The sequence below is a fragment of the Litchfieldella anticariensis FP35 = DSM 16096 genome, from assembly GCF_000409775.1.
Taxonomy (GTDB): domain Bacteria; phylum Pseudomonadota; class Gammaproteobacteria; order Pseudomonadales; family Halomonadaceae; genus Litchfieldella; species Litchfieldella anticariensis.
In genome coordinates this window covers 1,047,046-1,062,937 of sequence record NZ_KE332377.1, presented here as the reverse complement: position 1 = coordinate 1,062,937, position 15,892 = coordinate 1,047,046, and the positions used below count along the sequence as shown (strand labels likewise).

Here is a 15,892-nt window from a genome sequence, read left to right as displayed (position 1 = left end):
GGTCAGGCGATGTCCACTTTGTCAGGGTACTCGCACAGGTCCTCGATCACGCAGCTACCGCAGCGAGGTCTGCGTGCCACGCAGGTATAGCGACCATGCAGGATCAGCCAATGGTGAGCGTCCTGGCGGAATTCCTTGGGCACGTGGCGCATCAGCTTTTGCTCGACCTCGATCACGTTCTTGCCCGGTGCGATGCGCGTACGGTTGGAGACGCGGAAGATATGTGTGTCGACGGCAATGGTCGGCTGGCCGAAGGCGGTATTGAGAATCACGTTGGCGGTCTTGCGGCCCACGCCGGGCAAGGCCTCCAGGGCGGACCGGGTCTGCGGCACTTCGCCGTCGAACTGATCGACCAGGATCTGGCAGGTCTTCATCAGGTTCTCGGCCTTGGTGTTGTACAAGCCGATGGTCTTGATGTGCTCCTTGAGGCCGTCGAGGCCGAGATCGAGGATGCCTTGCGGGGTATTGGCCACTGGGTACAGTCGCGCGGTGGCCTTGTTGACACCGACATCGGTAGCCTGAGCGGAAAGCAGCACAGCCGTCAGCAGCTCGAAGGGTGTACTCCAGTTCAGCTCAGTGGTCGGTTCGGGCATGTGCTCGCGCAGTCGCGCGAAGATCTCGTAGCGTTTCTGGGCGTTCATGTCTCGTCCGTTAACGAATGGTGCCGGTGACGCGTACCCGGCGACTTTCCTTGGGCTGGTCGGCCTGGCGCAGCCGGCGACGGCGCTCCAGACGATCGTCGATAATATTCTTCAGCGCGATCAGCAATCCGGTAGCGAAGAAGGCGCCGGGCGGTAGCACCAGGAACAGGAAATCGTAATTCGGGAACACCGTGACTTGCCAGTTGGCTGCTGCCGGGCCCAGCAGCAGGTCCATGTCGGCGAACAGGGTACCTTGGCCGAACAGTTCTCGCAGACTACCCAACAGCACCAGTACGGCACCGAAACCAAGCCCCATCATCAGGCCGTCGGTGGCGGCGGGCAGTAGTGGATTCTTCGAGGCGAAGGCATCGGCACGGCCGAGAATCGCACAGTTGGTGACGATAAGGGGAATGAAGATGCCAAGAATCTGATGCAGTTCGAACGTATAGGCCTGCATCAGCAGGTCGGCGCAGGTGACGAAGGCGGCGATGATCATCACGAAGGCCGGCAGACGCACATTGCTGGCTACGCGGCGGCGAATCAACGACACCGAGATATTCGAGCCCATCAACACCAGCAGGGTCGCAAGCCCCAGGCCCAAGGCATTGACCACGCTGTTGGTAACGGCCAGAAGGGGGCACAGGCCCAGTAACTGCACCAGGGCGGGATTGTTGGCCCACAAGCCATTCTTGACGAGCTCGTTGAACTGGCTCATGGCTGGTTCTCCTGATCGGCCTGAAATAGAGCGCTTCTCTCCGCCTCGACATATTCCAGACTACGTTTTACCGCCCTGACCACTGCCCGGGGAGTAATGGTGGCGCCGGTGAACGCATCGAATTCACCGCCGTCCTTGGTCACAGCCCAATTACCGGAGGCAGGATCTTCCAGCGAGCGGCCATTGAAGCGAGTGATCCAATCGCTCTTGCGCCGCTCGATCTTGTCGCCAAGCCCCGGGGTTTCCTGATGACGGGTCACGCGCACACCGGTGACACGACCTTGCTGATCAATACCGACCAGCAAATGAATATCACCGCTGTAGCCTCCTGTGGCCACCACCGGCATGATCAATACTGTCTTCTCGCTGCTTTCTATTCGCCAGCCACGGAAGAGCTGGCGTTGGCCCACGGCTTCGCTGGCCGGCAGTGTCACGACATTGTCCAGCAGCGTCTCGATCGGTACATCACGCAACTCCTCGGGAAGTACCTCCCGGAGCATGCGGTACTCGCTGGCCTGGCGGTTGTCGGCGATGCGCTCCGCGGTCAGTGCCCGAGTACCGGCGACTATCCCGGCGGTGACGACGGCGAACAACCCTAGCCCCAGGGCAGAACGCAGAATGGCGCGGCCAATGGAACGCTTGGGGGGTTGCGCTGGCGCTGTCATCGTGGCTCCTCCAGGTCGTCGTCGAGTTGCTTGACCTTGATGCCACGAGTGGGGGCACGGTGCCCATAGGTGCGCGGCTGGGTGTAGTAGTCGATGAAGGGCACGGCGAAGTTCATCAGCAATACGGCAAAGGCCACGGCATCGGGATATGCGCCGGTAGTGCGGATGATCATCACCAGGATACCGACGCCGGCACCATAATAGAGCTTGCCCTTGCGACTGGTGGCGGCACTGACCGGGTCGGTGGCAATGAAGAAAGCGCCGAAGATGGCGGCGCCACCCAGAAGGTGGAACAGAGGAGAGCCGTAGTGGCTGGGGTCCACACCGTAGAGCAGCGTGGCAATCGCCGCCATGGCGCCCAACATGGCAACCGGGATATGCCAGCTGATCAGGCGCTTGTAGAGCAGCAGGGCGCCTCCGGCGAGCCAGGCTAGTGCCACGGCGCGCCAAGCGCCCATAGCGCCTTCCGGGAGCGGTGACGATGCCCAGAATTCACTAGCCATCAGGGTCTCGGGCTTGTGCTTGAAGGCATCCAGTGGGGTGGCACCACTCATGCCATCCAGCCCTTGGTTCCCGTCGAGCCCGGCCAGCAACTGCAGTGCATCGGGAAGTGACATGGCGTCGGGGCCAAACAACCCATGCGGAGCCGCCCATTGGGTCATAGGCAGCGGAAACGCGACCAACAACAGAGCGTAACCGACCATGGCAGGATTGAAGGGATTGTGGCCCAGCCCGCCAAAGAGCTGCTTGGCAATCACGATGGCTGCCACCATGCCCACCAGAATCAACCACCAACTCGAACCGGGTGGCAATGAAACGCCCAGCAGCACCGCGGTGACCAGGGCGCTGTTGTCACGCAGCGTGGCACTGGGCGAACGTCCACGCAGCTTGAGTATCAGTGCCTCCAACGCTACGCCGAAGGCAGCGGCAGTCAGCACGTTGGTCAGCACTCCCCAGCCGAAATGCCAAGCGAGTGTGGCGATACCGGGAAGCGTGGCTAGCAACAGCCAGGCCATCACCTGGCCAGAGGAGGGGGGTAGGCGTGCCGGTTCGACACTGGCATGCATCAGGCTCATTGGCGTGGCTCTCCCTGCTGTTCGTCCTTCTGGGCAGCAGCCAGCCGAGCCTCGGTGGCCTGTAGGTTCTCCCTGGCGGTGGCGACTTGAACCTCGAGATCGTCGAGTTCACCTTCACCGGCTTCGCTGGCCCTGGCCAGTGCTTTCTCGGCCTTGCGCAGTGCCGCCTTGGCGGCAGCCTGGGCGATGCGCAATTGCTTGACCTGTTCCTTGGCCGTCGCGGCATCCTCTCCTCGGGGTTCCTGACGCGACGGCTGGGCGGTACGTGCCGCCACGCGTGAAGCCGCTTGGGCACGGGCTTGGCGCTTGGCCTCTTTCTCGGCCGCTTCATGGGCGAGGCGAGCCTGACGAAATTCGAAGCGATGTCGAGCGTGTTCGGCCTTATGGGCTTCGCGGCGCCGTTCACGAATTTCGCCCTTGGCGGCCTGGTAGTACTGCACTAGCGGGATGTGACTAGGGCATACATAGCTGCAGGCACCGCATTCGATGCAGTCGAACAGGTTGAATAGCTCTGCCTTGTCGTGCTCGCGAGCCTTGGCAAACCAGTAAAGCTGCTGGGGCAGCAGTGAGGCCGGGCAGACCTGTTCGCAGGCGGCGCAACGAATACAGGGCTGTTCCTTGGGCGGCGCGGGCAATTCGTGCTCAGTAGCGGCGATCAGGCAGTTAGTGGTCTTGGCCAAGGGCAGGGCCGTAGTGTCGAGAGCGAATCCCATCATCGGGCCCCCCATTACCAACCGTGCCAGTTCGTCTTCTTTCAGGCCCGCGGCGTTCAGCAGTTCGTGCATGGAGGTACCCAGGCGTGCCTCGACGTTGCCGGGGCGGGCCAAGGCCTCGCCGGTCAAGGTCACAACACGCGAGATCAGCGGTTCGCCGTCGCGTACCGCACGCACAGCCGCACGCAAGGTACCCGGATTGTGGCATAGCACACCGACATCGGCCGGCAGGCCATGGCTGGGCACTTCGCGATTCAGCAGTCGCTTGATCAACTGCTTCTCGCCGCCACTTGGGTAGCGTGTCGCGATGATTTTCAGTTCGATGGGAACACTGTCTTCGGCATGACGACGTAGGGACTCATTCAGAGCCTCGACCGCTTCGGGCTTGTTGTCCTCGATGCCGATCAGGATACGCTCGGCGCCGCATAAACGAGCGAATAGCTGAGCCCCTTCGATAACGTCGTCGGGGTAGGTACGCAGGGTCAAGTCGTCGGCGGTGATATAGGGCTCGCACTCGGCGGCATTGACCAGCAGCGTATCGATCGCGTGCAACTCGCGCACGCGCGCTTTGATCTGAGTGGGAAAACCGGCGCCGCCAAGGCCGACCACACCGGAGTGGCGAAGGCGTTCGAGCAGGGTGTCCTCATCGGCATGGCGCCAGTCGAGAGGAGGCATTCGGCACCAATCATCGTCGCCATTAGGGTCGCGTTCGATCACTACACACAGCCGCTTACCCTGTGAGGGGTGCGGTATCGGGTGCTCTTCGATGGCGGTGACGGTGCCAGTGATGCTGGCATGGACATCCGCCGAGATCATGCCCTGGGCCAGGGCCACCCGTTCGCCGGTGCGCACGCGCTGGCCGATTTCGACGCAAGGCTCGGCGGGGTTGCCGATGTGTTGGTCCATGGGCAGCACCACATGGGTTGGCAGTGCCGCTTGAATCAAGGGAGTACGGGTCGAAAGCGCCTTGCGCTGTGGCGGGTGAATGCCGCCGGGAAAGTCGAACGCCTTAGCCATGGCCCGCTCCCTGGCCGATAGCCGATACGCGATCGGTGGCGATCAGCGTCGGCGTGACGCTGGTTGGACGGTGACCGGGGCCGTCGGGCAGTGGCCAATACCATTCATCCGGGGTGCGCTGGCGGGGCAGCATGTCGATGCAGTCCACCGGACAGGGGTCCACGCACAGGTCGCAACCGGTGCATTCGGATTCGATCACCGTATGCATGTGTCGCGCAGCACCGAGAATGGCATCCACCGGGCAGGCCTGAATGCACTTGGTACAGCCGATACACTCGTCTTCGTGGATATAAGCGACTTTGGGTATGTCCTGTGCCTCGCCATCCAACGGCTTGGGCTCACGACCTAGCAGGTCGGCCAGTGCCGCGATGGTGGTGTCGCCCCCTGGCGGGCATTTATTGATTTCATCACCCTGGCTGATCGCCTCGGCATAGGGGCGGCAACCAGGGTAGCCGCACTGGCCGCACTGGGTTTGAGGAAGCAGAGCGTCGATCTTCTCCACTACCGGATCGCCTTCGACCTTGAAACGCTCGGCAGCGAAACCCAGCAGTGCGCCAAAGGCGGCTGCCAGGCCCAGCAATGCCACGATAGCGGCAAGTATCTCGTTGTTGGTGATCAGTTCCAGCATCTCAACCTGCCCGTTTCATGTTCGGGCCTTTCATATTTGCACCAGGCCGGAGAAGCCCATGAAGGCCAGCGACATCAGGCTGGCAGTGATCATGGCGATGGCAGCGCCACGGAAGGGACGTGGCACGTCGGCCACCGCCAACCGTTCGCGCATGGCTGCGAATAGCACCAGCACCAGCGAAAAGCCTACCGCCGCACCAAAGCCATACAGTGTGGCCTCCATGAAGCTTGACTGACGGTTCAGCGATAACAGTGCCACACCCAGCACGGCACAGTTGGTGGTGATCAGCGGCAGGAAGATACCTAGCACCTGATGGAGTAGGGGGCTGGTCTTCCTGACCATCAATTCGGTGAACTGGACCACGGCGGCAATCACCATGATAAAGGCGATGATGCGCAAGTACTCCAGCCCCAATGGAGCCAATAGGTAGTGAAAAACCAGGTAGCTGGCCACTGACGATAGCGTCAGCACGAAGGTGGTGGCCATGGACATGCCCATGGCCGATTCCAGCTTATTGGAGACCCCCATGAAAGGGCACAGCCCCAGGAATTGCACCAGCACGAAATTGTTGACCAGCGCCGTGCTGACGAGAATCAGGAAATATTCGGTCATCGCGCGCCATCGTCGGATGAATCAGCCCGCCATTATACGCTGCCAGACGGGCTGGCGGATACCGGGAGGCTTAGCGTTGGAGTTCGACCTCACTGTGTTGTACGCAGTTGCGACCTGCTCGTTTGGCGGCATACAACGCCTTGTCTGCATGGCGCATGAGAAATGATGGCTCCACGGGGTCTCGCGATAGACCAGGCGTGACGGCTGCCACCCCGATACTGACGGTCACGGAAGAGGCAACGGAAGAGGCCACGTGGGGCAGTGCCAGTCGCTCGACGGCCATGCGTAGCGTTTCGGCATGTTCGGTGGCAGTCGACAGCGACATGCGCGGCAGCAGGACACTGAATTCCTCGCCGCCAGTTCGTGCGACCAGTTGGTCGGGACCAGAAAAGCAACGGTCCATGCATTTGGCCAGTGCTACCAGGCATTCGTCACCCGCCTGGTGGCCATAGTGATCGTTATAGGCCTTGAAGTAGTCGACATCGACCATCAACGTGGCCACGCTGCCGCGTTCCCATTGCGCTTCGTCGAGGGCTTGGCTGAGGCGTTCATCGAAAAGACGCCGGTTGGCCAGGCCGGTCAGGTGATCGTGCTGGGAAAGCTCCAGTAGCAGGGACTGCTGACGTTGTTGGTGTTCCCGCAGGTGTTGGAATTCGCGTGCCAGGATACCGATCTCATCGTGGCGAGTGAGCAGGCCCACGGGGGTAACACTGGTGTTACTTTGGTTCTGAAGCTGTTGAGTGAAGCGGGCAAACTGGCGCAGCGGGCGAAGTATCATCCGTTCGAGCAATACCAGCACTACGATCAGGGTCACGACCAGAACACCGCTGGTCCAGTAGAGGGCGAAGCGAAACGTTTCCAGGCTGGCCTGGTAACGTTGGCGGGGCAGGGTCGCTTCGAGTAGCAACTTATTACCGGCAGGCAAGGCATCGAGATATCGACTTGCCTGCATTTTTGTCGGCGACAACCGTTCCAGGCTGTCAGACATCAGTTCGCCACCAACGTCCTTGCCACTGAACGTCATATCGATGCCGGTAGTGTTGAGTATCTGTTCGATCCATTCCGCCGAGAGTGGCCGCACCATGGCCAACCAGCCCGAGGGAGGCACGTCATCGTCATGCAGGTAAATCGGTGACATGCCGATCATGGAAAGTTCCGGAGTCGTCAACCACCAGGTATGGGTGTCCTCTTCGAGCCCTCCTTCAATCTTGCTCTTGAGCAGGCTGACGATATTGATGGCCCAGTTGCAGGGAGGCTGCTTGCCCGAGCAGGACGTAAACTCGTCGTCGTCGTTGAATCCCGCGATCCAGTACGGCTGGTTATCGGACGAGAAGTACACCATCAGGTTTAGATCGAGCGTCTCGAGCGTGTCGCCATACAGATTGGAATCGATATATTCCGGGCGTTCGCCACGCACGAACTCATAGGAGTCGTCCCACCATGCCCAGTCTTCGACCAGGCGTTTCAGGTGGCCGGTTTCGCTATCCAATGCGCGCACGGCACGGTCGAGCTCCGCACTGGCATATCGGTTCTCGTCTTCGAGCAGAATAGGTGCGATCTGGTAGCGAGCGACGAGTACCAAAGCCAGTAGCGCAAGACATAGTACGCCGGCTAATGCCAGTAGGAATCGGTTACGCAGGGAGGAAAAGGCTGACTTCATCAGGTAATTGCCATCAGGTGCGCCTTGATATGGCTCATCGGCGAATTTGTAAGATATTTCCTACAAATGCTATCGGCCATGACAGCCAGGGCTTTAGCCAATTCGGTCAATTACCCGAGTGATTCGGGCACGCAGCGACTGGCCGCGTGCCCGTCGTATCGTCAGGGTCAAGTCACCCGTTGACCCGGCTCGGCGCCGGAGTGGGGTTCCAGCAGGTAGATGCCGCCCGACTTGTCGCCCGAGGCCAGCACCATGCCTTCCGAAACGCCGAAACGCATCTTGCGCGGCGCCAGGTTGGCGACCATTACCGTCAAGTGACCCTCCAGGGCTTCCGGGGCGTAAGCTGAGCGGATACCGGAGAACACCGTGCGCGTCTCGCCGCCCAGATCCAGGGTCAGCTTGAGCAGCTTGTCCGCGCCTTCGACGTATTCCGCCTTGGCGATGCGGGCAATCCGCAGGTCGACTTTGGTGAAGTCGTCGAATGAGATCTCTTCGGCGATGGGCTCCTCGGCCAGTGGGCCTTTGGCTGCCTCTTTCATCTTCTGCTCCTCGGCCAAGTCTTCCTTGGAAGCCTCGATCATGGCGTCGATCTTGTCACGCTCGACACGGGTCATCAGCGGCTTGAATTTGGCGATCCCGTGGCCCAACAGCACCTCGTGGCGGCTGTGCCAGTCCAGAGAATCGAGTTGCAGGAAGGCCTTGGCGTCGCCTGCCATCTTGGGTACCACCGGCGCCAGATAGACCATCAACTGGCGGAACAGGTTGATGCCTACCGAGCAGATATCCAACACCTCCTGCTCGCGGCCGTCCTGCTTGGCCAGTACCCACGGTTCCTTCTCGGCGATATAGGTATTGGCCTCGTCGGCCAGTTCCATGATCTTGCGCATCGCGCGGCCGAATTCGCGGGCTTCGTAGTCTTTGGCGATCTCGTCGCCAGCGGCGATGAAGCGTGCGACCAGTTCCGGTTCCGCGCAATGGGCGGACAGCCGCCCATCACCCAATTTCTTGACGAAACCGGCACAGCGGCTGGCGATATTGACCACCTTGCCCACCAGGTCCGAGTTCACGCGGCTGGCGAAGTCCTCCAGGTTGAGGTCCAGGTCATCGACTCCAGAGGTCAGCTTGGCGGCGAAATAATAACGCAGGTACTCCGGATTCAAGTACTCGGCGTAGGTCTCGGCCTTGATGAAGGTGCCGCGTGACTTGGACATCTTGGCGCCGTTGACCGTCACGAAGCCGTGGCAATTGACGCCGGTGGGCGTGCGCAGGCCCGCCCCTTCCAACATGGCCGGCCAGAACAGGGCATGGAAGTAGACGATATCCTTGCCGATGAAGTGGTAGACCTCAGCCTTCGAATCCTTTTTCCAGAAACTGTCGAAGTCGATGCCCTCGCGGTCGCATAGATTCTGGAAGCTGGCCAGGTAACCGATCGGCGCATCCAGCCACACATAGAAGTACTTGCCCGGGGCATCGGGAATCTCGAAACCGAAATAAGGTGCATCGCGGGAGATGTCCCACTCGTTCAGACCCGATTCGAACCACTCCTGCAGCTTGTTGGAGATCTGCGACTGCACGTGGCCGGCGCGGGTCCAGTGCTTCAGGAAATGTTCGAAGTCGGGCAGCTTGAAGAAGTAGTGGGTCGAGCTGCGCACTTCCGGTGTGGCGCCGGAGATCGCCGATACTGGATCGATCAGCTCAGCCGGGGTGTAGGTGGCCCCACAGGCCTCGCAGTTGTCGCCGTACTGATCATCAGTCTTGCATTTGGGGCAGGTGCCCTTGATGAAACGGTCGGCCAGGAACAACCCCTTGACCGGGTCGTACATCTGCTCGATATCACGGGTGGCGATATGGCCGGCATCGCGCAATGCGGTGTAGATCCGCTCGCTATGCAGGCGGTTCTCCTCGGAATGTGTGGAGTGATAGTTGTCGAAGGCCACGCCGAAGCGTGCGAAGTCGCTCTGGTGTTCCTTGCTGACTCGCTCGATCAACTCTTCCGAGGTGATGCCTTCCATCTCGGCGCGCAGCATGATGGCGGTGCCGTGGGCATCATCGGCACATACGTAATGGCACTCGTTGCCGCGGCTTTTCTGGAAGCGCACCCAGATATCGGTCTGGATGTATTCCAGCAAATGGCCCAGGTGGATCGAGCCGTTGGCATAGGGCAGGGCGCTGGTGACCAGGATCTTGCGCGTGGCGCTTTCAGTATTCGACATATCGGCTCTGGAATTCCCCATCAAAATCAGCCACCGATTGTAGCCCTGTTAAGGCATGACTGCATCCGCTGGCTTGTTGCTGATCCTTTGGCTATGAGCCGGGCACAGGAATCTCATTGACCTTTTTCGGCACGTGATAGCCACGCTGAACGGCGGGCCGGTTAGCGATCTCCACGTACCAGCGCTTCACGTTCGGATAGTCATCGAGATCGATCTGCTGCCACTCATAGCGCGAGATCCATGGCCAAGTCGCCATATCGGCAATCGAATAATCGTCGACGATGTACTCCCGTCCTTCCAGCCGCTTGTCGAGCACGCCGTACAGGCGCTGGGCCTCGGCGAAGAAGCGCTCTTCGGCATAGGGGGCCTTGCCGGGATTGAATTTCAGAAAATGGTGGGCCTGACCGAGAAACGGGCCAATGCCACCCATCTGCCACATCAGCCATTCCAAGGTGCGGTAGTGGCCTTCCGAATCCTTGGGCAGGAAGCGGCCGGTTTTCTCTGCCAAGTAGATCATGATGGCACCGGATTCCATCAGCGTCATGCCGGTTTCGTTATCCACCATGGCCGGAATCTTGTTGTTGGGGCTGAGCTTGAGAAATTCCGGGTCGAACTGCTCCTTGTTGGTGATATCGATGGCATGAGCTCGATAGGGCAGCCCCAGTTCCTCGAGCATGATGGAGACCTTGCGGCCGTTGGGAGTGGTCCAGGTCCAGAGATCGATCATATCGGCTCCTTATCGGGAAAGGTTGGCCCTAATCATAGGTAGAAGCGACCATGGCCGCGATCCAGCCGTAAAACTGGCCTACTACCGCACATGGATTGCTTATTCGATCTGGTGTTCCTGACATCGAGCTTTTAAGGCAAATACGTTATTTGGATATTGTCCAAATAGCGACTCTTTACTAAAGCCATCACTGTATTAAGTCGATAGTTTTCTTAGCAGGCTGAAATGTTAGTCGATGTATCTAGTGTGTAAGTGTAGCGTTACAGCGAGATGGCGATCGGCACCCTGAAACAGCCTGGATGGCGATCCCCTTCGAACCGATACCTTGGGAAGCACAGACATTCAGGAAGCGCTGAATGAATCGGCGAGCATGCTCAAGCGCAAGGCGCGCGGAGCACAGGAACCGGAGCATATGGGGTATATGTGAGGATTCCGACCGGGCTGGCGCACCAGCACCGCGCAACGCAGCGATTGAGTAGCGCAGACATTTATGCAGTGTTTCCTTCATGCAGTGTTTCCCTTGCAGTGGCACGGCCTGCTTCGAGCTTCGAATGATTAGGGGGCATTCGATTGACGTACTCAGGACGACCGATCAGGAATCAAGATGCATATTTGGCGCTTCGATACATCCAGTCCGACTCTCGGCCCATTGTTGGAAGGTAGCCACGATCCGCTGCTTGTCACCCTTTCCATTGCCATTGCCTGCTTCGCCGGGGTGACCGCCTTGATGCTGGCCGATCGTATGGTGGCATCGGATTCGGCCAGGAACCGGGCCTGGTGGAATATTGGCGGGGCGGTTGCCATGGGCTGTGGCATTTGGGCGATGCACTTCACTGCCATGCTGGCTTTCTCGGTGGAAGGCCATGAGCACATGGAGTACTCCCTGGGGCCGACGCTAGTGTCGATGGTTCCGGGGATAGTGGGAAGCGGTGCCGCCCTGTATTGCATGTCGCGCCCGAAGCTCACGACATCTCAACTCCTGCTGGGTGCGCTGTTGCTGGCGGTTGGCATCGGCAGCATGCATTACATCGGCATGGAAGCCATGCACATGGAAGGCCTGCGCTATGACTTCCCGATATTCGTCCTTTCCATCGTGGTCGCTTTCCTGCTGGCGCTGGCGGCGCTTTATCTCCACTTTCGCGTGCGCAAACTGCCTGCGGTTTCCGAGAAGACCCTAACGCTGCTGGCGGGGGTCTTCATGGGGCTTGCAGTCGCCGGCATGCATTACACAGCCAGGGAAGCATCTCTCTTCTATGCCACCACGGCTGCCGGCCCAGTCGAGCATGGCATGCCGATTGCCAATGGCACCATGACGGCGATCATTGTCTGTTTTGCCGCTCTGATATTGGGCTTGAGTATCCTGGTAGCCTGGATGGACCGGCAGAAGGCGGTGCAACGGATGCTGGAGCAGGTTGCTAACACCGATGCGTTGACCGGCCTGCCGAACCGCCCTCATTTCCTGCAGCGCCTTAGCGTTGCGTTGAGGCACAGCCGCCGCAGTCATACTCGCCTGGCCGTACTGTTCATGGACCTGAACGATTTCAAGATCGTCAACGACAGCCTTGGCCATGCGACGGGAGACCGGCTGCTCCAGGAGTTCGCCGGGCGCCTGCGTAGTTGCATTCGTGCACAAGATACGGTCGCCCGTTTCGGTGGTGATGAATTCGTCGTTCTGGTTAGAGACCTGAACATGTCGGAAGACGTGCTCAAGGCGGTAGAGCGGCTGCTCAAGGCGATGGAAGCACCCGTCGAGTTCGAAGACTGGAAACTGCACCTTCGTGCCAGCATCGGCATCAGTATCTTTCCGGATGACAGCGAGCAGGCCGATGAACTCATCCAGCAAGCCGATGCGGCCATGTATCGAGCCAAGACCGAACAACTGGATTACTGTTTTTTCGACAAGGACCTGACCGACCACTCGCTGTTGCGTGTGCGACTGGGGAACGACCTGCGGGATGCCCTGAAGCAGAACCAGCTTTTTCTGCAGTACCAGCCGCTGGTCGATCTCCATACGGGTGAATGGATAGGGCTCGAAGCCTTGGCACGTTGGCAGCACCCCCTCGAAGGCAATATCCCTCCTGGCGTGTTCGCACCGCTGGCGGAACGCACCGGCCTAGTGGTGCAACTGGGTGAATGGGTGCTGCGCCAGGTTTGTACCCAAGGCCGGTTGTGGTTGGAGGCTGGCCTGGACGTCGGCTTCATCGCCGTCAACATCGCGGCCCCGCAGCTTTCTCGCACGGGGTTCGTGGCACAGTTGCGGCAAATCCTGAAAGAGACGGGGTTCCCCGCCCGTTATCTCGAGTTGGAGATCACCGAGTCGTCGCTCATGAACACCGATCAGGAATCCATCGATAGGCTGCACGAGATTCGCGACATGGGCGTGTCGCTGGCAATCGACGATTTCGGAACCGGTTACTCATCCCTGAGCTACCTGAAGAACCTGCCGATCGATAAGCTGAAGATCGATCAATCCTTCGTTGAAGGGGCTCTGACGGATCATCGGGACCAAGCTGTCATCCGGGCGATTTTCGATATGGGAACCAGCCTGGGGTTCGATGTCGTTACTGAAGGCATCGAAACCGAAGAACAAGAGCAGGCCGTACTATCACTCGGTTGCCGTATGGGCCAGGGGTTCTTCTTCGCCCGGCCGTTGGATGTCGAGACGGTTGCCAGTGCCTTGGGCAAGGCTGCCCGGCCAACGGAACCGTCCACGCAATAAACGGAACAGCTCGCACGTCTGGCTGATATCTGCACAAGGATCGCCTTTCCTGCTCGGTGTTTGGCACCGGGCTTTCTCATACCCCGTAGACCATTTCACATTATTCTGCTGCGACTTTTTTCCGTCATCTCCCATTATGCAGGCCGAAGAATTCTTTAGTAAGCTCAATGTTAATGCTTGTAACCAGGGGAGTGCATGGTGCTGTCGGCCAAGATGGTGGCCTCTTTCGAGGTGATGCCTGGCAGTGGTGTGGATGCATCGAAGAGTGAAGCTGGTTTTCTGCACGATTGAAGGGCTCAAGACGATCGAGGAGTCACGATGGAATTCTGGCGTTTCGATACATCCGATCCCGCTTTGGGCCCGTTGCTGGAAGGCAGCTACGATCCACTGCTAGTCACACTTTCCATTGCCATTGCCTGCTTTGCCGGGCTCACGGCATTGATGCTTGCCGACCGCATGATCGCGTCATCTTCGGCCACACATAAGGCATGGTGGAATATCGGCGGGGCGGTGGCGATGGGCTGCGGCATATGGGCGATGCACTTCAGCGCCATGCTGGCCTTTGCCGTGGAAGGGCACGACCACATGAAGTACAGCCTGGGGTTGACGCTATTGTCGCTGGTTCCGGCGATGCTCGGCAGTGGTGCCGCCCTGTATTTCATGGCGCACCCGAACCTCAAGGTACACCAGCTCTTTCTGGGGGCTCTGCCGATGGCAGTGGGAATCGGTAGCATGCACTATACCGGCATGGAAGCCATGCGCATGGAAGGGTTGCGTTATGACTTGCTGTTCTTTTGCCTTTCCATCGTGGTCGCTTACCTGTTGGCACTGGCGGCGCTTTACCTGCACTTCTACGTGCGCCGCTTGCCGGTGTTCTCGGAGAATGGCCTGACGCTGGTGGCAGGGATATTCATGGGCTTTGCGGTCGCCGGCATGCACTATACGGCCATGGAGGCGTCACGTTTTTATGAAGTTTCCATCCCGGTTGCGCATGGCCCGCTGATTTCCAGTGGTGCCATGGCAGCGACCATTGGTGGCTTTGCCGGTGTGATATTGGGCTTGAGCATACTGGCTACCTGGATAGATCGTCAGAAAGCGCTTCAGCGGATGCTGGAGCATCTTGCCAATACCGACGCCTTGACTGGCCTGCCGAACCGAATCCATTTCCAGCAGCGCCTTGGGCTGGCCCTTTCCCACAGTCGCCGGCACGGCACTCGCCTGGCCGTGCTGTTCATGGATCTGAACGATTTCAAGGCCATCAATGACAGCCTCGGCCATACAACGGGAGATCGAGTATTGCAGGAGTTCGCCGCCAGGCTGGCAATTCCCTTGCGTGCAGAAGACATGGTCGCCCGTTTCGGCGGCGATGAATTCATTGTGCTCGTTCACGACCTGGACAGTGCGGAAGATGCGGTCGAGACCGTAGAGAGACTGCTCAAGGTCATGGAGGCACCGATAGAGTTCGACGGGTGGCAGCTACATGCTCAACCCAGTATCGGTATCAGCATCTATCCAGACGATAGCGAGCGAGCCGATGAACTCATCCAGCAGGCCGACGCCGCCATGTATCGTGCCAAGCGCGACGACCTTGGCTATTACTTCTTCGCCAAGAACCTGACCGACCGAGCCATGCTGCGGGTACGGCTCGGAAACGACCTGCGCAATGCAGTGAAAGGAAACCAGCTTTTTCTTCACTACCAGCCCCTGGTCAACCTTCATAGCGGTGAATGGATTGCACTCGAGGCGCTGGCACGCTGGCAGCACCCCCGAGAAGGGAGGATATCCCCCAGCATCTTCGTGCCGCTGGCGGAACGTACGGGGCTGGCAGTGCCATTCGGTGAGTGGGCTTTACGGCAGGCATGCCAACAGGGCCGGACATGGCTGGATGCCGGGCTGGCGTTTGGGTGCATAGCGGTCAACATCGCCGCCCCTCAACTTGCCCGGCCGGGTTTCGTGACGCGGCTGCAAGACATCCTCGAGGAAACCGGGCTTCCCGCCTACCACCTGGAATTGGAGATCACCGAGTCATCGCTCATGAACTCCGATCAGGAAACCATCGACAGGCTGTACGAGATCCGGCGCATGGGGGCATCGCTGGCGATCGATGACTTCGGGACCGGTTATTCATCCTTGAGTTATCTCAAGAACCTGCCGATCAACAAATTGAAGATCGATCGCACCTTCGTTCAGGGGGTTCTGCAAGACCCGCGCGACCAAGCCATCATCCGCGCAATGGTCGATATCGGAACCAGCATGGGGTTCACCGTACTGGCCGAAGGCATCGAGACCGAAGCGCAAGGGCAATGCCTGTTGCAGCTCGGCTGCCGCATGGGGCAGGGGTTCTTCTTCGCCCGGCCGTTGGATGTCGAGACGGTTGCCGAAGCCTTGGGGCGGGCTACCGATGCGGCCGGATTTCCTTTCGAAATGAGAGGAAGCAGCAGAAGCTGAACCGACTCTCTACGACTTTTTGCCCACGCTGGAACACAGCGCTCCTAATCATTCTTGA

Annotated in this window: 12 protein-coding genes; 2 read left to right on the top strand and 10 right to left on the bottom strand. The window is 59.4% G+C overall.

The window, feature by feature from the left end:
* Positions 1-2 precede the first annotated feature (2 nt).
* The 10 genes from nth to L861_RS04985 form a co-directional block, all read right to left on the bottom strand.
* The gene (nth, locus tag L861_RS05030) at positions 3-641 is read right to left on the bottom strand and encodes an endonuclease III (protein ID WP_016415486.1); all 639 of its coding nucleotides are present in this window, start codon (positions 639-641) and stop codon (positions 3-5) included.
* Between the two features lie 10 nt (positions 642-651).
* The gene (locus L861_RS05025; RefSeq protein WP_016415485.1) at positions 652-1,356 is read right to left on the bottom strand and encodes an electron transport complex subunit E; all 705 of its coding nucleotides are present in this window, start codon (positions 1,354-1,356) and stop codon (positions 652-654) included.
* Positions 1,353-2,021, bottom strand: coding sequence for an electron transport complex subunit RsxG (gene rsxG / locus L861_RS05020; RefSeq protein ID WP_016415484.1), 669 nt, complete (start codon positions 2,019-2,021; stop codon positions 1,353-1,355). The genes L861_RS05025 and rsxG overlap by 4 nt, the downstream gene beginning before the upstream one ends.
* A complete protein-coding gene (locus L861_RS05015) occupies positions 2,018-3,097 on the bottom strand; it encodes an RnfABCDGE type electron transport complex subunit D (protein WP_016415483.1) in 1,080 nt (359 codons plus the stop codon). The genes rsxG and L861_RS05015 overlap by 4 nt, the downstream gene beginning before the upstream one ends.
* Positions 3,094-4,827 carry an electron transport complex subunit RsxC gene (rsxC, locus tag L861_RS05010; protein WP_016415482.1) on the bottom strand — a complete coding sequence of 578 codons (1,734 nt, stop codon included), beginning with the start codon at positions 4,825-4,827 and terminating at the stop codon, positions 3,094-3,096. The genes L861_RS05015 and rsxC overlap by 4 nt, the downstream gene beginning before the upstream one ends.
* Positions 4,820-5,455: an electron transport complex subunit RsxB gene (gene rsxB, locus L861_RS05005; RefSeq protein WP_016415481.1), complete on the bottom strand. Its 636-nt coding sequence runs from the start codon at positions 5,453-5,455 to the stop codon at positions 4,820-4,822. The genes rsxC and rsxB overlap by 8 nt, the downstream gene beginning before the upstream one ends.
* A gap of 30 nt (positions 5,456-5,485) precedes the next feature.
* Positions 5,486-6,067 carry an electron transport complex subunit RsxA gene (gene rsxA, locus L861_RS05000; protein WP_016415480.1) on the bottom strand — a complete coding sequence of 194 codons (582 nt, stop codon included), beginning with the start codon at positions 6,065-6,067 and terminating at the stop codon, positions 5,486-5,488.
* Positions 6,068-6,137: 70 nt separating this feature from the next.
* Positions 6,138-7,727, bottom strand: coding sequence for a sensor domain-containing diguanylate cyclase (locus L861_RS04995; RefSeq protein ID WP_016415479.1), 1,590 nt, complete (start codon positions 7,725-7,727; stop codon positions 6,138-6,140).
* A 167-nt stretch (positions 7,728-7,894) separates the two neighbouring features.
* On the bottom strand, positions 7,895-9,940 hold the full coding sequence (gene metG, locus L861_RS04990) for a methionine--tRNA ligase (protein WP_016415478.1): 2,046 nt from the start codon (positions 9,938-9,940) through the stop codon (positions 7,895-7,897).
* A gap of 91 nt (positions 9,941-10,031) precedes the next feature.
* A complete protein-coding gene (locus tag L861_RS04985) occupies positions 10,032-10,667 on the bottom strand; it encodes a glutathione S-transferase family protein (RefSeq protein ID WP_016415477.1) in 636 nt (211 codons plus the stop codon).
* A 604-nt stretch (positions 10,668-11,271) separates the two neighbouring features.
* On the opposite strand from L861_RS04985, the gene L861_RS04980 reads away from it, so the two are divergent.
* Together L861_RS04980 and L861_RS04975 are read left to right on the top strand one after the other, a co-directional pair.
* Positions 11,272-13,386, top strand: a complete 2,115-nt coding sequence (locus tag L861_RS04980) for a bifunctional diguanylate cyclase/phosphodiesterase (RefSeq protein ID WP_016415476.1) — start codon at positions 11,272-11,274, stop codon at positions 13,384-13,386.
* A 318-nt stretch (positions 13,387-13,704) separates the two neighbouring features.
* A complete protein-coding gene (locus L861_RS04975) occupies positions 13,705-15,834 on the top strand; it encodes a putative bifunctional diguanylate cyclase/phosphodiesterase (protein ID WP_016415474.1) in 2,130 nt (709 codons plus the stop codon).
* Positions 15,835-15,892: the final 58 nt, after the last annotated feature.